The 19908-nt window shown below is 72.4% G+C and carries 18 protein-coding genes; 6 read left to right on the plus strand and 12 right to left on the minus strand.

Going from position 1 to position 19908, the window contains the following annotated elements:
* Positions 1 to 94: 94 nt before the first annotated feature.
* Positions 95 to 943 (plus strand): SDR family oxidoreductase, encoded by an 849-nt coding sequence (locus tag TU31_RS23115; protein ID WP_042157884.1) that lies wholly within the window; start codon positions 95 to 97, stop codon positions 941 to 943.
* Between the two features lie 127 nt (positions 944 to 1070).
* On the opposite strand, the gene TU31_RS23120 is transcribed toward TU31_RS23115, so the two are convergent.
* A complete protein-coding gene (locus tag TU31_RS23120) occupies positions 1071 to 1958 on the minus strand; it encodes a phenylalanine 4-monooxygenase (RefSeq protein WP_042157885.1) in 888 nt (295 codons plus the stop codon).
* A 799-nt stretch (positions 1959 to 2757) separates the two neighbouring features.
* Between TU31_RS23120 and TU31_RS23125 the strand changes: the two genes are divergently transcribed.
* Positions 2758 to 3837 (plus strand): sugar ABC transporter substrate-binding protein, encoded by a 1080-nt coding sequence (locus TU31_RS23125; RefSeq protein ID WP_042157888.1) that lies wholly within the window; start codon positions 2758 to 2760, stop codon positions 3835 to 3837.
* Positions 3838 to 4105: 268 nt separating this feature from the next.
* On the opposite strand, the gene TU31_RS23130 is transcribed toward TU31_RS23125, so the two are convergent.
* A complete protein-coding gene (locus tag TU31_RS23130) occupies positions 4106 to 4582 on the minus strand; it encodes an Lrp/AsnC family transcriptional regulator (protein WP_042157892.1) in 477 nt (158 codons plus the stop codon).
* Positions 4583 to 4811: 229 nt separating this feature from the next.
* Here TU31_RS23130 and TU31_RS23135 point away from each other — a divergent pair, with 229 nt between their 5' ends.
* Together TU31_RS23135 and TU31_RS23140 are read left to right on the plus strand one after the other, a co-directional pair.
* The gene (locus tag TU31_RS23135) at positions 4812 to 6320 is read left to right on the plus strand and encodes an FUSC family protein (protein ID WP_042157895.1); all 1509 of its coding nucleotides are present in this window, start codon (positions 4812 to 4814) and stop codon (positions 6318 to 6320) included.
* Between the two features lie 177 nt (positions 6321 to 6497).
* Positions 6498 to 7547, plus strand: coding sequence for a lactonase family protein (locus tag TU31_RS23140; protein WP_042157897.1), 1050 nt, complete (start codon positions 6498 to 6500; stop codon positions 7545 to 7547).
* Between the two features lie 16 nt (positions 7548 to 7563).
* Here the strand turns inward: TU31_RS23140 and TU31_RS23145 are convergent, their stop codons facing one another.
* The 7 genes from TU31_RS23145 to TU31_RS23175 all read right to left on the minus strand — a co-directional run bounded on the left by TU31_RS23145 (position 7564) and on the right by TU31_RS23175 (position 14564).
* Positions 7564 to 7905, minus strand: coding sequence for a nuclear transport factor 2 family protein (locus TU31_RS23145; protein ID WP_042157900.1), 342 nt, complete (start codon positions 7903 to 7905; stop codon positions 7564 to 7566).
* A 325-nt stretch (positions 7906 to 8230) separates the two neighbouring features.
* Entirely contained in the window at positions 8231 to 9187 is a 957-nt protein-coding gene (locus tag TU31_RS23150; RefSeq protein ID WP_370682754.1) for a sirohydrochlorin chelatase, read from the minus strand.
* An 84-nt stretch (positions 9188 to 9271) separates the two neighbouring features.
* Positions 9272 to 10300 carry an N-acetylglucosamine kinase gene (locus TU31_RS23155; RefSeq protein WP_042157906.1) on the minus strand — a complete coding sequence of 343 codons (1029 nt, stop codon included), beginning with the start codon at positions 10298 to 10300 and terminating at the stop codon, positions 9272 to 9274.
* On the minus strand, positions 10293 to 11378 hold the full coding sequence (locus TU31_RS23160) for an LURP-one-related family protein (RefSeq protein ID WP_042157911.1): 1086 nt from the start codon (positions 11376 to 11378) through the stop codon (positions 10293 to 10295). The genes TU31_RS23155 and TU31_RS23160 overlap by 8 nt, the downstream gene beginning before the upstream one ends.
* A 23-nt stretch (positions 11379 to 11401) precedes the next feature.
* Positions 11402 to 12079: a uracil-DNA glycosylase gene (locus tag TU31_RS23165; RefSeq protein ID WP_042157913.1), complete on the minus strand. Its 678-nt coding sequence runs from the start codon at positions 12077 to 12079 to the stop codon at positions 11402 to 11404.
* A gap of 146 nt (positions 12080 to 12225) precedes the next feature.
* Positions 12226 to 13311 (minus strand): WD40/YVTN/BNR-like repeat-containing protein, encoded by a 1086-nt coding sequence (locus TU31_RS23170; protein ID WP_042157915.1) that lies wholly within the window; start codon positions 13309 to 13311, stop codon positions 12226 to 12228.
* Between the two features lie 146 nt (positions 13312 to 13457).
* Positions 13458 to 14564 (minus strand): NADH:flavin oxidoreductase/NADH oxidase, encoded by a 1107-nt coding sequence (locus tag TU31_RS23175; protein ID WP_042157917.1) that lies wholly within the window; start codon positions 14562 to 14564, stop codon positions 13458 to 13460.
* 165 nt (positions 14565 to 14729) lie between these two features.
* Here TU31_RS23175 and TU31_RS23180 point away from each other — a divergent pair, with 165 nt between their 5' ends.
* Positions 14730 to 15101 carry an ArsR/SmtB family transcription factor gene (locus tag TU31_RS23180; RefSeq protein ID WP_042157918.1) on the plus strand — a complete coding sequence of 124 codons (372 nt, stop codon included), beginning with the start codon at positions 14730 to 14732 and terminating at the stop codon, positions 15099 to 15101.
* A gap of 94 nt (positions 15102 to 15195) precedes the next feature.
* Here TU31_RS23180 and TU31_RS23185 read toward each other — a convergent pair whose 3' ends face one another.
* Positions 15196 to 16593 (minus strand): FAD-dependent oxidoreductase, encoded by a 1398-nt coding sequence (locus TU31_RS23185; protein ID WP_181018648.1) that lies wholly within the window; start codon positions 16591 to 16593, stop codon positions 15196 to 15198.
* 193 nt (positions 16594 to 16786) lie between these two features.
* On the opposite strand from TU31_RS23185, the gene TU31_RS39400 reads away from it, so the two are divergent.
* Positions 16787 to 17902 (plus strand): DUF6214 family protein, encoded by a 1116-nt coding sequence (locus TU31_RS39400; protein WP_042157922.1) that lies wholly within the window; start codon positions 16787 to 16789, stop codon positions 17900 to 17902.
* A gap of 188 nt (positions 17903 to 18090) precedes the next feature.
* On the opposite strand, the gene TU31_RS23195 is transcribed toward TU31_RS39400, so the two are convergent.
* Both TU31_RS23195 and TU31_RS23200 read right to left on the minus strand, forming a co-directional pair.
* The gene (locus TU31_RS23195; protein ID WP_042157925.1) at positions 18091 to 18747 is read right to left on the minus strand and encodes a TetR/AcrR family transcriptional regulator; all 657 of its coding nucleotides are present in this window, start codon (positions 18745 to 18747) and stop codon (positions 18091 to 18093) included.
* A gap of 443 nt (positions 18748 to 19190) precedes the next feature.
* The gene (locus tag TU31_RS23200) at positions 19191 to 19796 is read right to left on the minus strand and encodes a TetR/AcrR family transcriptional regulator (RefSeq protein ID WP_042157928.1); all 606 of its coding nucleotides are present in this window, start codon (positions 19794 to 19796) and stop codon (positions 19191 to 19193) included.
* Between the last annotated feature and the right edge of the window lie 112 nt (positions 19797 to 19908).

Genomic DNA, 19908 nt, shown 5'->3' on the forward strand with positions numbered 1-19908 from the left:
GCGGCCAGGCTACCGGTTGCGTGTGTGCACACATAATGCTTAAGGTGTGTGTACACGCACCTAATCAAGCCTCGTACGGCCCGAAAGGTTCCCCATGTCTTCCCCCTCGTCCAAGGTTGTTCTGATCACCGGCACGTCCTCCGGCATCGGGCTGGCCGCCGCGGTGGCCGCGGCGCAGGCCGGCTGGCGGGTGGTGGCGACGCTGCGCGACACCGGCCGCTCCGGTGCGCTGCGCAAGGCGGCCGAGGAAGCGGGCGTGGAGCTCGATGTCCGGCAGCTGGACGTCACCGACGAGCGCTCCGTCGCCGCCGCGGTCGACGGGGTGATCGCCGATCACGGCCGCCTCGACGCCGTGATCAACAACGCGGGTGCCGGGCACCTCGGCACCCTCGAAAACGAGAGCGTCGCCGAGGTGCGCGCCGTGATGGAGGTGAACTTCTTCGGCGTGCTCCATGTCTCGAAGGCGGCACTGCCGCACCTGCGGGCCACCGGCGGCCGTCTGATCACCGTCACCAGCGTCGGCGGGGTCATCGGACAGCCCTTCAACGAGGCGTACTGCGCGGCCAAGTTCGCCGTCGAGGGCTACATGGAGAGCCTGGCGCCGGTGGCGGCCCGGCTCGGTGTGGCCGTGTCCGTGGTCGAGCCCGGGGCCGTGGCGACCGAGTTCGTGAACAACATCGGGGTCGACCTGGCGGCCGAGGTCGCCGCCGCGGGCCCGTACGCGGACGCGTTGCAGGCGTACCTTGACCGCACCGTCGCGCAGTTCCTCAACGGCGCGCAGACTCCCGCCGAGGCCGCCGGGGCCGTGCTGGAGGCGCTCACCGCGGACCGGCCCGCGTTCCGCCTCCAGACGTCGGACTGGGCGCGGGAGTTCACCGGCACCAAGCTCACCGACCTGGACGGCTCGGCGGTGCTCGGCCTCACGGGTGGCTGGGTCGGCTGATCCGGCAGGCGGGACCCGCGTGCACGCCAGGTGCCGGGCGGGGGCGGGGGCGTGCGTCTGACGTATGCGGCATCCGGCCCGGCCGGGCCGCTCATGCGCGGTGGCGACGGCCGGTGGTACCCGGTGGCTACGCCCGGTCGCGGGAGAGCGCCGGGACGCCCAGCCGGCTCGCGCTCTCGTCGTCGAAGTCCGCGCAGAAGGCGCCGAGGACGTCTTCGAGATGTTCCAGGGAGCGGGCGGTGTAGAGGACGGGCTGGTAGCCGGAGATGCGGTACGGGGTCGCGGCCGCGGCGCGCAGGTCCAGGGGGCGGACCGTCCGCCCGTCGTGAGCGCCGATCTCGCCGTAGGACGACAGGAGGGCGGCGCCGAGGGCCTTGGGGGTGCCCGCCTCGGTGATCAGCCCGTATTCGAGGGTGAACCAGTAGACCCGGCTGAGGATGTCGAGGGCCTCAGCGGTTTCGGTCCGGTTGGCGGCCTGGCCGATGAGCCGGTACAGCCGGGCGAGGCGCGCGCACGACAGATGGACGCCATGCCCGAAGACGTCGTGCAGCACGTCCGGTTCGGGCGCGTACAGCGGAACGGCGGGGTGGCGGACGAACTGCACGGCATGGAAGTAGCCGTGCTCCATCGCCCCCAGGAACCGCTCATTGGGCACCACCCCGCCGGCCAGTGTGAAGGCGAATCCGGTGCGGGCGGTGAGGGCGGCGCTGACCTCCGTGTGCTGGGGGATCCGGTCGGCGCGGATGCCCGCGTCCTCACCCGCGTCCAGAACCGCACGGCAGGCGTGGGCGTGGTGTGCCGGGCCGAGCGCCTGGTGAACCGCCCGCCAGGTGCGGTGCTCGTCCTCGGTGTAGTCGACGGCCGGGTAGGGCGCCCCCACCCGATGGCCTTCGGCCCGTGCGGCCAGCGCATCACGACGGCGCCGGTAGGCCGGGTCGCTGCGGCCGGGGTGCTGGTTCGCGAGCCCCAGCCGGCCGTCGGCGGAGATGGGGGTGTACTGCCACGCCGTGCTCATGTCCGTCACCTTGCTCTGCCCCCAGGTGCATCCGGCGCCGTCCGCCGCCCACCGGCGTCTGCGGGGATCGGCGGTCGCCCTCACTTTCCTCAGGATCTCATCGAACGGGCCGGATGGCCGGGTGGCGGGCGGCCGGCGAGGGGCAGGGGGTGGGCCGCTCGATAACCGTCGCCGCTGGCGCTTGCGCTCGCCCGCGAAGGGGTAATCCATCGCAGAAATCAGCCTGACGGGGTTCCCGGGGAATTCCCTTTATTGCCGCTGTATTTGATGGTGGCGCGGGAGCGGTGATAATGCGGCGAGGTTTCTCGCCACCGGGGCGGCGGTGGCCGGCGCGGCGGCTGTCCTGGTCCGGGCGACCGGTGCCGCAGCGGCTCTGTGACCCGCCGGAAAGCTGTGTCCCGCATCTATTTTCCCGCTCTCCGGGTGGCCCGGTGGGCGGGGCGAATGGTGGCGGTCGTGGCACCCGTGCGCTCGCGGTCCGGCGTGGTCGTGCAACTCCGTGCGGATATGCCCTGGTTGACGGGCCGGCCGGCGGGGGAGTGAGTGGTGTTACCGCGCGTTACACTTCTGGATTCGCGGCCGAGTGACCGGCCGGTAAAGGGAACGTTCCGGAGTGATACGGAACGAATTGAACTTTTCGGTACTGTCCGGAACGCCCGCCGGGTGACGGCGGTTCAGAGAGTCAACTCACAACTCGCTTTCATATCGTTGTGACTTTGATTCTTGACGGTAGGGCCGGAGGTGGCGTTCACTTCAGCCGTTCTGGGCCGGTCAGGCGGCCCCTTTGGAGGTACCGGAAATGAATGCAATAATGCGGCGTGCCCTCACGGGCGCAGTGGCGATTTCGCTGGCAGCACCCTTGGCGGCCTGCGGAAGCGACCAACAGGATGCCGGTGCCGGCAAGGACTCCATAGGGTTGCTGCTCCCGGAGAACAAAGCGGCCCGCTATGAGAAGTTCGACCGCCGTATCATTTCATCGCGCGTTGCCTCTCTTTGCCTCGAATGCGAGGTCGATTACCACAATGCCGAGCAGCAGGTCGACACCCAGAAGAGACAGTTCGACGCGCTGGTGAAGAAGGGCGTCAAGGTCATCATTCTCGACCCGGTCGACGCCGCGGCGGCCAAGAACTGGGTGGACTCGGCCGCCAAGAAGGGCGTCAAGGTCATCGCATACGACCGGCTCGCCGAGGGCGATGTCGCGGCCTATGTCTCCTACGACAACGAGAAGATCGGCCGGCTCCAGGGGCAGGGGATCCTTGCCGCCCTCGGTTCCCAGGCGGCCGCTTCCGATGTCGTCATGATGAACGGATCGCCGACCGACCCGAATGCGCCGGCCTACAAGAAGGGCGCCCACGAGGTCCTCGACGACAAGGTGAATAAGATCGTCTTCGAGAAGGACATCCCCGACTGGTCCGCGGCGGCGGCCAAGAAGGAGATGACCGATGTCATCAACGCCCAGGGCGCGGAGGGCTTCGACGCGGTCTACTCGGCCAATGACGGTATGGCGGGCGGCATCGCCGCGGCGCTCAAGTCGGCCGGTATCAAGAATGTGCCGGTCGGCGGCCAGGACGCCGAACTCCCCGCGCTACAGCGGGTGGTAGCCGGAACCCAGTACTTCACCATTTACAAGGAAGTCCGGCCGGAGGCCGAAACCGCCGCCGAAATCGCCTTCCGTCTGCTGCGCGGCAAGAGCATCAAGTCCCTGACGACGACCACCGCCGACAGCAAGAGCAAGTCCGGTATCCCCGCCCGGCTGTTCAAGGCGCAGATCGTCACCAAGAAGAATATGAAGAACACCGTGGTGCGCGACGGCGCCGTGCGGACCGACCTGCTCTGCGAGGGCTTCACCACCGCCTGCAAGTCCGTCGGCCTGGAGTGACGGCTCCTCACTGAGCGCCCCTTCGGGCAAGAAGTGCCTGACGGTGGCCGGGTGTTGATGCGCCGGCCACCGTCAGGGGCGCGGCGCTCATCCCCCACCCGGCGGGCGCGGGCGCGCCGCCGCGACGGCCGCCACCGGCCCGCCGCCCCGTCATCCCTCAACCGCCGCCGCTCCTCATCGCCGGAGCCGGCCGTACGCGGCCTGTGCCGTGCACCCCTGTCGGCCGCCCCTGAGCAGCAGCCCGGCCCCCGCGAACGTCCGGGTCGGCTCAGCGCGGCCCGGCGCCGCCCACCGCCTCGACCAGCGGCAGCATCCGGTGCGGCACCCGCTCCCGCAGCGCCATCTCCGTACGGGTGCGGACCACGCCCGGCAGGCTGATCAGCCGCTGGATCACATCCTCCAGATGCGCCGCGTCCCGTGCCACCACCCGGGTCAGCAGATCCCCGCCGCCGGTCGTCGAGAACGCCTCGATGATCTGCGGCACCTCAGCCAGCGCGTCGGCCACCTCCTCCAGATGCCCCTGCGTGACCTCGATGTGGACGAAGGCGAGGACGGGGTGCCCGAGTGCGGCGGGGGACAGCCGGGGGGTGTAGGCGGTGATCACCCCGTCCCGTTCGAGGCGGTCGAGACGCGCCTGCACGGTGCCCCGGGCGATGCCCAGGAGCCGTGCGTACTCCCGGACGCTGGTGCGCGGCTGCTCCAGCAGCAGCCGCAGGATCTTGGCGTCCAGGGCGTCCACGGCCATGTCAACGATCTCCTCACGAGTGGCTGAAAAGGAGTCGTCACCCTCGGTCACGCTCCTGCCCATTGGCCCGCTTCTGGTGGCCAGAGAGGCCCTGAGACTGTACCAATGGCCCAGCATTCACGGCCTCTGTTGAGCAACCTGCCGACTTGATGCTGTGATGGCCCTGTCGATGGCGCTGCGGACTTCCGCGGCGCCTTTTTCATGCGGGCTTGTCGAAGGGGCGAAAGCTGTGCTGAAGAGGGTGTTCGTGGCTCCGGATCCGGGCCTGCTGCGGCTGCGCAGCGCCACCCGGGCCGTCCTCGGCATCGGCCTGGCGGTCACGGTGTGCGCGCTTACCGGCCACTCGCTCGTCGCGACCATCACCGGCGGGCTGGCCGCACTGCTCGCCCTCTTCACGGTCACCGACGCCACGGTCCGCGGCCAGCTGATCACCACCGCGCTGCTGCCCGCGGTCGGCTTCCCGGTGCTCGCCGTCGCGGCGCTGCTGCACGATCACCCGGTGGGCCGGGACGCGGTCTTCGTCGCCGTCGTGGGCGCCGGGGTCTACGCCCGCCGCTGGGGGCCGCGCGGCCATGCCCTGGGCGTGTTCGCGTTCATGACCTTCTTCGCGACGCAGTTCCTGCACACGGTGCCGGACCAGCTGCCCGAGCTGTACACCGCGGTCACCCTCGCGCTGCTCGCCGCCGCCACCGTCCGCTTCGCCGTGTGGTGCTACGAGCTCCGGCTGCCCCCGGTGGCCGTGCCCGCCCCGCCGAGCGCCCGGGGGCTGGCCCGGACGACCACCCGCCAGGCGATCCAGGCGACCGCCGGCAGCGCCTTCGCCCTCCTCGTCGGCCAGCTGCTCTCCGAGCAGCGGTGGTACTGGGCCGTCGGCGCCACCTGGTGGATCTTCGTGAACACCACCTCGCGCGGCGAGACCCTGGTCCGCGGCTTCCGCCGGGCCCTCGGCACGGTGCTCGGCATCGCTCTCGGTCTCGTCGTCGCCGTCCCATTGCACGGCGCGCTCGTCCCCACGGTCGCCCTCGTCGCGGTCAGCGTCTTCGGCATCTTCTACACGGCCGCGGTCTCCTACACCTGGATGATGCTCGCGGTGACGCTGATGGCCGGGCTGCTGTACGGGCTCCTGGGGGTGCTGGACCCCGCGCTGCTCACGCTGCGCCTCGCCGAGACCGGCGTGGGGGCGCTCGGCGCGGCGCTGGCCGTGCTCTTCGTGCTGCCCGTCACCACCCACGCCACCACCGACGCCTGGATCCAGCGCGCCCTGCGCTGCGTCCACCGGTGCACCGCCGAGGCCGCCGCCCGCCTCGCCGGCTCCACGACGGCCGACCCCGCCCCGCACGTCGCCGAGCTCGCGCCGCTGCTGAGCCGGGTACGGCTCTCGCTCGCCCCGCTGGTGCACCCCCTCAGCCCGCTGCGCGCCCGTAAGGAACGGGCCCGTCAGGTGCTCGCACTGCTCGACGACTGCGCCCGTGAGGTCCGCGGGCTGGCCTCCATCGCCGCCGACCCGGAGGCCTCCCACGACGCCCGGCTCACCGCCGCCTGCCAGCGCGTGGAAGCCGCCGTCGAGGCCCTCACCGCACCGCGCAGCACCCGCCACCCGGTGGCCGCCGTCGTCGCGCTGTCGCAGCCGCCCGCGGCGGAACCCGCGCTCGTCCATCTGCACGGTCTGGAGCGGGCGCTGGCCGAACTCTCCGCGCCGCTGCGCAGCTCCCCGCGCTCCGAGCTGGTCGACGCCTGACCCGCGGCCCGGCCCCGCGCCCGGACGGTCCGCGCCCTTCGCGGCGTCCTGAGCGCCCTCCGGAGTGCGCACGGTCCGGGGCCGGCGGCGGGAACCGGCCATCGCCCGGGACGCCGCGCCCGTGCCTGTTAGCGTCGTCGCAGCACCTCAACGGGCAGGCGGACGAGAGGCGGACCAGTGGGGACGAGCGTCAACGGCCGGCGGGCGTACATCGGATCGTTCACCACGGCCGGCGGTCTCGGCATCACCACCGCGGCCGTCGACCCGGAGTCCGGCGCCCTCACTCCGCTGCACTCCACCGACGTCGTCCCCAACCCCTCCTACCTGGCGCCGAGCCCCGACGGCCGGTACCTCTACGCGGTCAGCGAGACCCCGGACGGCGCCGCGGCCGCCTTCGCCCTCACCCCACGGGGGCCCGAGCTGCTCGCCCCCGCCGTCCCCGTGGACGGCGCCGACCCCACCCACCTCACCCTGGCCGACGGCCGGCTCGTCACCGCCAACTACAGCTCCGGCAGCGTCAGTACGCTCCGCGTACGGGCCGATGGCACCCTCACCGGCCCCGCCACCGTGCTCACCCACCAGGGCAGCGGCCCGCGGACCGACCGCCAGGAGGGCCCGCACGCCCATGCCGTGCTCCCCGACCCCGGCGGCCGTTGGCTGCTCAGCGTCGACCTGGGTACCGACTCGGTGCGCAGCTGCGCCCTCGGCTCCGGCGACGGGGCGCTGACCGTACACACCGAGGCGGGCCTGCGGCCCGGCAGCGGCCCGCGGCATCTCGCCTTCCACCCGCGCGGCGACCGTGCCTATGTCGTCAATGAACTCGATCCCACGGTGACGGTCTGCCGCTGGGACGCCGACGGGGGCGTGCTGACGCCGCTGGGGGAGACCGGCCTCCTCCCGGACGGGGCCGCCACGGAGGGCACCTTCCCCTCCGAACTGGTCATCTCCGGGGACGGCCGGTTCGCCTGGACCGCCAACCGGGGCCATGACAGCCTCTCGGTCCTCTCCCTCGGTCCGTCCGGCGACACCGCGACGCTCGTCACCACCGTCCCCTGCGGCGGCCATTGGCCCCGTGACCTGGCACTGCACCCCGACGGACGGCACCTCTACGCCGCCAACGAGCGCTCCGGCGACGTCACCTGGTTCACCGTCGACCCGGCGACCGGCATCCCGGCCAGGGGCGGATCCATGGCGGCACCGGCCGCCTCCTGCGTGGTCTTCGTCTGACCCGCCCGGGGCCGCCTCACCCCTGCGGGAAGTTCCCGCCGAAGTACACCTGGGTCTCCGTGACCCGGCCGTCCCGCACCGTCATCACCTCGACATTGCGATGCCGCTCGCCCGTCGTCAGCTCGTACGCGTACCGGACGAAGACCTGCTCATCATCGATCGCGACGGCATCGAGGATCTCCTGCCGCCGGAGCCGGTCCGCCGTGGGGAAGCAGATTTCGAGGAACGCGGCCTTGCCGATGTGATCGTCCTGCGGGCTGGTGAAGACGAAATCCTCGGCGAGCAACCGGTCCATGGCCGCGCGGTCCTGGGCGAGATAGGCCGCGAAGGCGGCGCGGACGACATCGATGTGCGACATGAACTTCCCTCCTGGGCGGCCCGCTCGCCCACGAGAGAGGAGCGGTCGGCGCATGGTCCTTACAGGACGTTAGACCTGGTGGGATGCCCGGACTCATCGGTCGGCGCGTCAGAGGGACGGCAGGCGCCCTGTGAGCTTCTCTCACGGACGTACAGCCGTCCGCCCGCCCGCACCGCGCCCGTAACCCTGCGGCGTCGTCTGGCGGGCTTCTGCGCCGCTCGGAGCGGAATCGGACCTCTCGCCTCCGCCCGGACGAGGCGAAGGGCCGTCCCCGCGCACTGCGCGCGAGGACGGCCCTTCGGAGAACGGCGTCCGGTCCCTTCGACTAGCGGACCGGAACCCCCTGCGTCTGCGTTGGAAGGGTGATCCCCACCGCCGCCGCGTAGTTCGAGAGCACCAGCCGGCCCACCGTGCCGTAGGCGCCCAGCGCCTCGGCCGACGCGCAGCCGGCTTCCGCGGCGGCCGCACCCAGCAGGCCGTCGCTGATCTCCGGGCCGATCAGGTACGGGGCCAGCGCCAGCTGCTGCGAACCGGATTCCCGCAGCTGCTCGGCGGTACGGGAGATGGCGCCCTCCTGGTCCAGGGCGGCGGCCAGCACCGGCACCGCGAGCCGCGCGGAGAGCAGCATGCCGGTGATCCCGGCGGCCTGTACGGCCTCCTCGCCGCCCACGGTGGCGAGGATGATGCCGTCCGCGGCCGTGGCGACCGTGAACAGCCGGGCGCGGTCCGCCCGCGCCAGACCGGCCTCGGACAGCCGGACGTGCAGCGCCTCGGCGAGCAGCGGGTGCGGGCCGAGGACATCGGTCAGCTCGGCGCCGGAGCCGCTGTTCATCATCGCCTGGCGTATCCGGCGCAGCAGGGCGCTGTCCGGCCCGGCCAGCAGCGGCACCACCACGGCGGCGGGGCCGGGGTCGGGCTGTCCGTCGGCGCCCACCCGGTCCTTGTGCTCGGCGGCGGCGTGCGCCAGTACGGCCTCCAGGGACGGGAACTCGTCGTCGCCACCATCGACATAGCCGATCCGGGCGTCGAGGCCCGGGAGTTCGGAGCGGGCGATGCTGGAAACCTCCTCCGCCAGGCTGCGCGAGGCACCGGACGGAGTGCCGGGTACGGCAAGCACCAGGGCGGGTGCGCCCTCGGGTGCGGCGAGCGGTTCCGGCTTGCGGTGGCGGCCGGACTGCCGCGCACGCGGCATACGTACCGGCAGACCGGGTGCGGCTCCCGGGCTCGGGGAGGCGGCGTCAAAATCGGGCGAGCCAGGTGCGGGCCCAGTGGGGGAACTCATGGCGTCGCATGCTAACGCCTCGGACCACCCCCGCGCGGAGGGAGGGTTCGGTGGAGCGGTATCCGTCCCGATTTATCCCGCGCGTCACTCCGGCGCAGGCCATGTGATCTGCAACAACTTCCGATCCGTGGGCAGCGTCAGACGGTCGCCGGCCAGTGCCGCGGCGATGGTCAGCGCCCCGTCCAGCGGGCTCCCCGCGGCGGCTGTCATACGGGCCTGCGGCAGCCGCTCGGCGAGCGCCGTACGCAGCGGAGCCAGCAGCGGTTCACCCATGCCGAACAGCCCGCCGGTGCAGGCCACCGTGCTGCCGGCGCCCGGCGGGCAGACCGCGGCCGCGGCATCGGCGATATGGCCCGCCGCGGCCCGCAGGATGCCGAGGGCCACCGCGTCGTCCCCGGTGGCGCAGCGGGCGACCTCCGGGGCGAACGAGGCCAGCACGGCGGGCCGGTCGGGGCGCGGGTAGAGCGCGCCGGGCAGCCCCGCGACCGGCCCGAACACCGCTTCCGCGCGCGCCAGCAGGGCGGCCGAGCCGCCCGGCCGCCCGTCGTACGCGCGCAGTGCGGCCTCCAGCCCGGCGCGGCCGATCCAGGCGCCGCCGCCGCAGTCGCCCAGCAGATGGCCCCAGCCGTCCGCGCGGCGCCAACCGCCTTCCGGGGTCAGGTCGGTGCCCAGGGCGATCATGCCGGTACCCGCGGCGACCACCGCACCGGGCCGCTGGCCCAGCGCCCCGGCGTACGCGGTGACCGCGTCCGCGGCGAGGGCGACCTGCCGCACCCCGAACGCGGTCGCCAGCGCGCCCGGCAGCCGGGCGCGGAGCTCCTCGCCCAGCGTGGCCATACCGGCCGCCCCCACGCACACCGCGGCGAACCCGTCCGCACCCGCTTCCCGCGCCAACTCCGCTGCGGTGGGCAGTAGTTGGGACAGTAGATGCTCCGCATCGATGCCCGCGGGGCCGGTGCGCACCGGCTCGTCCGAGACCCGGACGGCCAGCGGCCGGGCCTCGGCGTCGTCGGCGCGGGCGACGGCGATCCGCAGCCCCGAGCCGCCCGAGTCGACGCCGAGGACATGGCCGGCCCGGAGGGTGTCCGGGCGGCGGCCGGCCGGCTCACCCAAAGCCGCGGGCGTCCTGCTTGAGCGCGGTGTCGACGGTCAGGGCCGTGGCGACCACCAGGCTCAGCAGCGGGTCGGGCAGCTGCTGGTGGATCTGGAGGACGTAGTTGTCCGCGCTCGTGAACATCGTCTTGGCGAGGCCTTCCCAGGTCTTGGTGATCCGGGCGATCTCGGTGTCGGTGTGGTCCACGATGGCGAAGTTCCAGGCGCGCCAGTTCTCCGCCTTGATGGCGCCGATCTGCTGGCCGTTGACCATCATCGCGAAGTTGATCTTCCCGATGGCGTTCTGCTGCACGATCTCGCCGACCGGCGAACCGTCCGGACGCTGCACGATCACCTTGGACTTGATGATCTTCGCGGGCCGGGTCAGCACCAGCTGCGGCTGCCCGTACGCGTCCCGGATCTCCAGCTTGTGGGTCATGTACTGATCGAGGCTGGAAACCACCCGGAGCACCTTCTTGGCCGTGCTCTGGCCGACCTGGACGACCGCGCCCAGGGTGTTGCCGTGCTGGTCGAAGACGCTGTACTCGTTCGTGACCTCGATGAGCTTGGCCTTCTGGTTGACCACCAGCACCGGTTCGGTGAACAGGGTGCCACCGCCCGGCCCGCCGGGCGCCACGCCCGCCTTCTGCTGCACCTGCTGCTGCACGGCGGCCGGGTTCCCGCCCGGCTGCCCCGCCATCGGCTGCTGTCCGTACGGCTGCTGCATCGGCTGACCGGGCATTGGCTGGCCGGACATCGGCTGGCCGGGCGCCTGCTGCGGGTGGCCGTAGCCCTGGCCGTGCGGCGCACCGCCCTGCTGCGGACCCGGATACGGCGCCTGGCCCGGTGCCTGCGCGGGCTGCTGCGGAGCGAACTGCTGCGGCATCTGCTGCTGCGGGGGCTGCTGGGTGGCCTGCTGCGCGGGCGCCTGCTGAGCCTGTTGGGGGCCGGGCTGGGGGGCCTGGCTCTGGGCGGGCGCCGCGGCCTGTTGTCCCGGGTGGGTGTGCTCCGTCCACTGGGACCCGTCCCACCAGCGAAGTTGGTGGGGGGTGCCCTGCGGGTCGGCGTACCAACCCGCAGGGATGTTCGCATTCGTCATGCGGGGCACACTATCGCCCGGGGTCAGGGCAGCCTCCAGTCGACGGGCTGGGCGCCCTGTCGCACCAAGAGCTCGTTCACCCGACTGAAGGGCCGCGAGCCGAAGAAGCCCCGGTCGGCGGACATGGGGGAGGGGTGGGCGGACTCGACGGCCGGCAGCTCGCCGAGCAGTGGCCGCAGATTGCGGGCGTCGCGCCCCCACAGCACCGACACCAGCGGGCGTCCACGCGCCACCAGCGCCCGGATGGCCTGCTCGGTGACCTCCTCCCAGCCCTTGCCACGATGCGCAGCGGGCTTGCGGGGAGCCGTGGTCAGCGCCCTGTTCAGCAGCAGTACGCCCTGGCGGGTCCACGGCGTCAGATCGCCGTTCGAAGGGCGGGGGAGTCCGAGGTCGGAGTGCAGCTCGCGGAAGATGTTCTCCAGGCTGCCGGGCAACGGGCGGACGTCCGGCGCCACGGAGAAGCTGAGCCCGACCGCATGGCCCGGGGTGGGGTAGGGGTCCTGTCCCACGATGAGGACCCGGACCTCGTCGAAGGGCTGTTGGAAGGCGCGCAGCACATTGTTGCCGGCCGGGAGATAGGTGCGTCCCGCGGCGATCTCCGCCCGTAGGAAGTCACCCATCGCGGCGATCCGTCCGGCGACCGGCTCAAGTGCCTTGGCCCAGCCCGGTTCGACAATGTCTTGGAGAGGTTGTGCAGCCACGGGATCACCCTACTGGCCGCGGCCCCCTCCTCTTCAACCGATGGCCCGAGCCCGGCCGCCCGGAGCGGCGGGACACCCCAACTGCCCTGCCCCACCGCTCCGTTACCCGGTGATCCGGCCCTCTCCCCGCCCTCCATGCTCCCCCCTCAGGCAACGGCGGCCGCCCGTACGCACAGCACATCCGGCAGATGGGAGGCGAGCTGCTGCCAGCTGTCGCCGTCGTCCGCGCTGGCGTACACCTCGCCGTTGCGGTTGCCGAAATACACCCCCGCGGGGTCGCTGTCGTCGACGGACAGCGCGTCCCTGAGCACCGTGCCGTAGTGGTCCTCGCGCGGCAGGCCCGTGCTGAGCGGCTCCCAGCTCCCGCCGGCGTCGGCGGTGCGGTAGACCCGGCAGCGGTGCTCGGCCGGCACCCGGTCGATATCGGCGGTGATCGGGAAGAGGTAGGCGACATCCCCCGTGCGCGGATGCGCGGCCACCGCGAAACCGAAGTCCGAGGGGAGGCCGCTGCCGATATCCGTCCATGTCGCGCCCGCGTCATCGCTGCGGTAGACGCCCCAGTGGTTCTGTAGATACAGCCGGTCGCGGTTGACCGGGTCCTGCGCGATCTTGTGGACGCACTGGCCGAACTCCGGATGCTGATCCGGCAGGAAGACCGCCTTGACGCCCTTGTTGGACGGTGCCCAGCTGGCGCCCCCGTCACGGGTACGGAAGACCCCGGCCGCCGAGACGGCGACGGTGACCGCGTCGGCGTTCCGCGGGTCGGTGATCACGGTGTGGACGGCCAGTCCGCCGCCGCCCGGCACCCACTGCTCCCGGCTCGGGTGGTCCCACAGCGCCCGCACCAGCTCGAAGGTCTCGCCGCCGTCCTCGGAGCGGAACAGGCCCCCGGGCTCGGTGCCCGCGTAGACCACGTCGGGGGCGGCGGGCCCGGCCGGATGCAGCTGCCACACCCGCTCCAGAGAAGTCCCGGTGTCCGGTGGGTACTTGACCGCGGGGCGGGCGGGCTCGTGCCAGGTCTCGCCCAGGTCGTCGGAGTGGAACACCGAAGGGCCCCAGTGGGCGCTGTCGGCGCCGGCCAGCAGCCGGGGGGTCGCGCGGCGGGTGTCGATCCCGAGGGAGTACACCGCCTGGGCGGGGAAATGGGGACCGCTCAATTCCCAGTCACCGTGCCGTCGACGGCCGATGAAGAGCCCTTTGCGCGTGCCCACCGCGAGTAGTACGTCAGTCATGCCGGAACACCTCCGGGACGCCGTTGTCTCAGATAGTGGCAAGTCTGCACCCGACCACTGACAATGGCGTCCCGGCCGGCATCCGCGCAGGTCGGACGGTGCGGCACCCGCTCTCGCCCGCGGCTGCCGCACGGCCTTCGGAGGACTCAGACGGCCGCCCGGTGGTACTGCTGCGGCAACGTGATCTCCGCACCCAGTTCCCGCGCCGCGTGCTGCGCGAAGCTGGGGGAGCGCAGCAGCTCACGGCCGAGCAGCACGGCGTCGGCCTGACCGTCCGCGATGATTTTTTCGGCCTGCCGTGCCTCGGTGATCAGACCGACCGCGCCCACCGCCAGGCCGCTCTCCTTCCTGACCCGCTCCGCGAACGGCACTTGGTAGCCGGGCCCCGTGGTGATCTTGGCGTCCGGGACGTTGCCGCCCGTGGAGGTGTCCAGCAGATCGACGCCGTGCTCCCGCAGCTCGCGGGCGAAGCGCACGGTGTCGTCGGCCGTCCAGCCCTCGCGCGCATCGCTCTCGTCCTCGGTGAGCCAGTCGGTCGCCGAGATTCGGAAGAAGACCGGCAGTTCGTCGGGCCAGACCGCCCGTACGGCGTCCACGACCTCCAGCGCGAACCGGGTCCGGTTCTCGTACGAGCCGCCGTACTCGTCGGTGCGCCGGTTGGTGAACGGGGAGAGGAACTCATTGATCAGATAGCCGTGCGCGCCATGGATCTCGGCCACCTGGAAGCCCGCCGCGAGCGCCCGCCGCGCCGCCGCTCCGAACTGCGCGACGCGCTCACGGATCTGCGCCACGGACAGCTCCGCCGGAGTCGCGAACCCGTCGTCGAACGGCACCGGGCTCGGCGCGACCGGCTCCCATCCATGCCGCTGACCAGGGAGGATCGGGGCGCCGCGGTCGACCCAGGTGCGCTCGGTGGACGCCTTCCGGCCGGCGTGGGCGAGCTGGATTCCCGGCACGGTGCCCTGGGTCTTGAGGAAGTCGGTGATGCGCCGGAACGCCTCGGTCTGGGTGTCGTTCCACAGCCCGAGGTCGTACGGGGTGATGCGCCCCTCGGGGCTCACCGCGGTCGCCTCCGCGAGGATGAGGCCGGTTCCGCCCGTCGCCCGCGCGGCCAGGTGCTGGAAGTGCCAGTCGCCGGGCGCCCCCTCCGCCGGGCCCTCGGGGGCCGCGGAGTACTGGCACATCGGGGCCATCCAGAGGCGGTTCGGGACGGTCAGCGAGCGAAGGGTGATGGGCTCGAACAGTGCGCTCACAGCAGGCTCCTGTACCTGAAGATGAACGGGTACCGGCCGGAACCCGCAGTCATACGATAGCCGTCGTACTACGGTGGATGTCAAACTACGACGCTTCTCGTACAATGAACGGGCGGGTCGGTGCGCCAGGCCCTACCGCGCCCCGCAGAAGAGTCAGGAGCCGTCATGCCGACCGATACCACCTCCCCGCGCGCCCCGTCGGGCTCCCGTTCGCTGGAGCACCCGGCCCGTGAGGACATCCGGATCGCCGAGGTGCTGCATGCGCTCGCCGACCCGATGCGCCTGCGGATCGTCCGCGCCCTGGCGGCCGCCGAGGGCGAGCTGAACTGCGCGGACATCGAACTCCCGGTCAGCAAGTCGACCTGCACCCACCACTTCAGGGTGCTGCGCGAGCACGGCGTCATCCAGCAGCTCTACCGGGGCACGGCCAAGATGAACGGACTGCGCCGGGCCGACCTGGACGAGCTCTTCCCCGGCCTGATCGACGGAGTCCTCCGGGGGGCGGAGCTTCAGGCGCGCCGCCTCGGGGAGGAGTGAGCGGGCGGCGGCTGGTGCGGCATCTCAGCGGCGGACGTGCCCGGCCCGCCCGCGTGCCCGGCCCACCCGCGTAGTCGGCCGACCGGCCCGCCGATCAGCTGATCCGTTCCGCCGCACGCGCCGCGTCCAACAGCCCTGACCAGTCCGGCAGCTTGACGGTGCCCCGCCCCAGACCACGCCCCCACTCCGCCTCGGCGGCCTCGATGGCCAGCCAGCCCGGCCAGGTGACCGGCCGCTGCCCCGCCCGGGTCAGCGCCGCCACCGGATCGCCGGCCGTGGCGTGCCCCGCGAGCGCGGGTGCGTCCGCCAACAGGGACAGCGCGGTCTCCTTCGCGCACGGCCGGTTCGTGCCGATCACCCCCGTGGGGCCCCGCTTGATCCAGCCCGCCACATACACACCGGGGAGCGGCGCCCCGTCCCGCAGCACCCGCCCCGCCTCGTGCGGCACCGTCCCCGTCATCTCATCGAACGGCAGACCGGGCTGCGGCGTCCCCCGGTAGCCGACCGAACGCAGCACCAACTGGCCCTCGATCTCCTCGAATTCACCGGTACCCGACACCCCGCCGTGCCCGTCCGGAGCCGTCCGCTCGAACCGGACCGCACGCACGCCGGTGGCATCCCCCAGGATCTCGACCGGCCGCAGGTAGAACCGCAGATGAATACGGCGGCGACGGTGCGCGGGCGACGACTCCGGCGCGGCGTCCGGGCGCTCCGGTCCGGCCGCCGGCCGCTCCGCCCAGCCGCGCAGCACCTCGACATTCCGCCGCGCCACCGCGGGAAGTGCGCCCGGGTCCTGGTAGGCCGGGTCCAGGGCCAGCTCATCGGGCCGTACCCGTACGTCCGTATCCGGAAGGGAGCCCAGCTCCCGTAGCTCCTTGGTGGTGAACTTGGCCTGGGAGGGGCCGCGTCTGCCGACCATCCAGACGTCCTCGACGCGGCTGTCCGCGAGCGCGCTGAGCGGCCCCTGCGGCATGTCGGTCGCGGCGAGTTCGGCGGCGCCACGGGACAGCATCCGCGCGACGTCCACCGCCACGTTCCCCACCCCGATCACCAGGGCGGACCTGGCCGCGAGGGTGAAGCGGAGCGCGGCGGCGTCCGGATGCGCGCTGTACCAGGCGACGAACTCGGTCGCCGGATGGCTGCCGGGCAGCTCCTCGCCGGGGATGCCCAGATGCCGGTCGGTGGCGGCGCCCACACAGAACACCACCGCATCGAAGATCTCCCGCAACTCCGCGACGCCCAGACCCGGTGCCCCCACCTCGATGTTCCCCACGAAGTGCGTCCGGGGGTGCTCCAGCACCGTGCGCAGATTGTTCTGCAACGACTTGATCTTCTCGTGGTCCGGTGCCACGCCGTAGCGCACCAGACCGTACGGGCAGGGCAGGCGGTCCAGGACGTACACCTCGATGTCCGGTACGGCCTGCTGCTCGATCAGGGACTGGGCGGTGTAGACGCCGCTGGGCCCGGAACCGATCACTGCGACACGAAGCACGAGTGGCCCCTTTCGCGGAATACCCCCAGGATCGCACCGGCGGGCGCGCGACGGGAGATGCGCTATCGGGGTTGCTCCCCGTGGGATGAGCGTGCCGCGCTACTGGGCCGGGTGAGCGGGGGGCTAGGTTTTCAATGTGTCGGAAAGTGACTTTTATACCGTTAATCACCGATATGAAGCCCAGGGCGCGCCCTTGGAGTGGCCCACGTGGGAGCTTCAGGCGCACGGCTCCGCCGCGCCCGCCCCCGACCCCGCCGCCCCCGACGATCCGGCCGGCTCCGCCGGTCCCGGGTGTCCGCTGCCCCGGCTCGACCCGCTGGGCCCCTGGTGCAGCGCCCGGCTGACCTTCGCCGACGGCGCCCGGGTCGATGTCCTCGTGACGGTCTCCGACGACCACATCACCGTCGAGGACGTACGGGCCGACCCACCGCTGACGCTCGACGGCTTGGCCGACCTCGCCCGCTGGATCGAGGGCCCCCTCGACGACGCCTTCCGGGCGGCCACCGGGCAGCCACGGAAGACCCGTCCCACACCACGGCAGGCCGGCCCGGCGGACGCCGCACCGGAACAGGACGGGGGGCCGCAGGCCGGGCCGCCACCGGAGCCGGGGCGCGGTGCGGCGGCCGACCCGCTGCGGGGCTCGCGGCCGGCGTCGCCGCACGGACCGACACGGCACCCCCGCCCCACGGGCGGACCGGCGCCGGCGGGCGAGCCGGATTCGGCACCGACGGCGGCCGGGGCGGAGGCGGAGGCGGCCGGGGCGGCGGAGCGCGCGACGTGTACGACGGGCGAGGCGGCCGGGGCGGGCGCGACGGGAGCGGGGGCGCGGGAAACGGGGCCGACGGGCGCGACGGGGCTCGGCCAGGGCGAGGGCGTACTGCACCGGACCGCGCCGGAGACCGGCTTCGGCCACCCCGCCGACCCTCGTACGGCCGCGTCCGGCTCACCCGCTGAGCCGAGCTGCGAGCAGGCCGGTGAGCAGCCCTGTGAGCAGAGCTCCGGGCGGCCCGCCCCCGCCGAGGCGTCCGTGCCCGCCGCGTCCCCGACACCCCCCGACGCCGCGGAGCCGTCTCCCTCGTCGCCCTCCGCCCCACCGGTCGAGCGTGCCCGCTCCGCCGTTCTCGCCCGGACGCGGACCGGTGAGCGCCGGAAGATCGCCGCGGACGCGTACCGGCAGGCGCAGCGGGAGGGGCGCGATCCGGTGCTGGCCGTCATGCACGCCACCGGCCGTAACCGCCGCAGGTCGCTACGGTTGATCGCCGGCGCCCGCGACGAGGGCCTGCTGACCCCCCGTCACAACAAGCGTTAAGGCCTGTCGCCCCGATCTCCGTGGGCCGGCCTGCGGTACGGAATGCCGGACCGCAGGCCCACGGGGGCCGGGGATACAGGCCCTGGCGGCGCGGCGTCCGGGCGCCAACTCGGGCCGGCACCCGGCCACCTTCAACGGACCAGGAAACAAGGCGGTGTCCGGGGACTCAACGCCCCGACCCGGCCCGACTACCGCTGACCGCCCCGCACCGGTCCCGGTGCCCGCGTCCCACCGGGCGCCCCCTCGTCCGGCGGGACCCCCAACTCCCATGCCAGCCCGTACCGCTGGAACAGTTCGGTACGCAACCGCGCCCGTGGCATGGCCGCTCCCGGCAGCAGCATCGCCACCACCGCCCCCATCAACAGCGCCCGCAGCAACGGATAGTCGGCATCGGGATCGGACGAGCCGTACGCCACGACCGTCTCCCGCAGCAACTGCGCAAGCCGTTGCTGCTCGGGGCACTGGATGAACCCCTCGGCCGTCAGAATCCCCGCCATATGCGTCCGCATCAGCAGCGGATGATCATGCGCCAGCCCCTGAATCGCGTCGATGGCCCGCGCCATCAGCTCCTGCCCCGCGTCCGGTCCGCTCGGCCGTGGGGCACGCTCCAGCGCCGCCTGTAGCGTGCGATGCATCAGCCGGTGCACGGCGGACTGGAGCAACTGCCGCTTGCCGGGGAAGTAGTAGGAGACCAGCCCCCGCGCGACCCCCGCCTCCCGGGCGATGTCCGCGAGCCGCGTCGCCTCATAGCCGTGCTCGCCCACCAGCTCGACCGTCGCCTGGAGCAGCCGCTCACGGGAGCGCCGCCGCAATTCTTCATTGACCGATGCGCTGCGGGGGGACATCCTGTAACTCCTGCGTTGACTGGTTGGAGGCCAACGAACTCAGTATGACTCCGGATCCCCGCACCTGGAACGGATCCGGTCAAGCTGCCCGATTCGGGAGACGCGGGGGATCGCCCGAACCGGGTGAACGTGAGGCCGGGGACGGCCTCTTGGCCTGCGACTACCCAGGTCGAGGGGCCGTCCCCGACTCATGTGGCGAGGGGCCGGGCTCCCGTATCCGCCGGTGCCTCTGAGGGCACCTCGTCGAGCCTTGGCCGGACCTTGGTCGGTCTTCTCTTTGGAGCTTGCTGAAATTCCTGACGGTGCATCAGGATCATGCGACGGCGGGCGGTTTCGGCGGCTCGGAAATCCTCGGAACGGCCGGTGGGCGCCACGCCCGGTGCGAATCGACGAGCCTTCGGCGAAGCCCTGGAGCGCTGAACTGCCCCTGAGTACCGGCCCGTTCAGCGACCTCCCCGACCGCCCGACCGCTGAGAGCTGTCGAGCGTGGTGAGCCACTGGGCGACGGTGGCGTCGATGAACTCGTCGGTGACCTGGCCGCGGTCGAGGAAGAGCCGGGCCAGGACCGGCCCGTAGAGCAGGGTGAACTCGGTGTCGTCGATCTGGACGCCGGAGGGCTCCAGCAGGGTGTTGAGCGACGCGTGCCGGTCCTGGCCGATACGGACCAGGGCCTGGGCGCTGTCGGGATCGTGGTCGGCCTGGGCGGTGACGGCCAGCACCGCGGTGCGGATGGCGGGTTGGCTGATGCCATCGCGCAGGCTCTTCAGCCAGTTGGTGGCCACGGTGCGTACATCGCTGCCCGGCTCGGGGTAGTTGCCGAGGTCGGGGCCTTCCAGGATCAGGTCGAAGAGCAGCGCGGCCCGGTTGGGCCAGTGCCGGTAGAGGGTCTGGCGGGTGACATCGGCGCGCTCGGCCAGCAGTGCGTATGTCAGCCCGGCGGGTCCGGTCCGGGGCAGCAGTTCTCGCGCGACGGTCAGTACGCGGCTGCGGGTGCGTTGGACGCGCGGGTTGCCCGGCGTCGGCCGGCGGCGGTGGAGGGGCTGCTGCATGGAGCCACCCTAACCGCCAATCATACGTGCCGCGTGATTCAAGCCCCACCTTGAATCATACGTCGCGTGTGATACAACGGAATCACACGCGCTGGATGATTCAAGGTCCGTG

This window comes from Streptomyces lydicamycinicus, from assembly GCF_000829715.2.
GTDB lineage: Bacteria > Actinomycetota > Actinomycetes > Streptomycetales > Streptomycetaceae > Streptomyces > Streptomyces lydicamycinicus.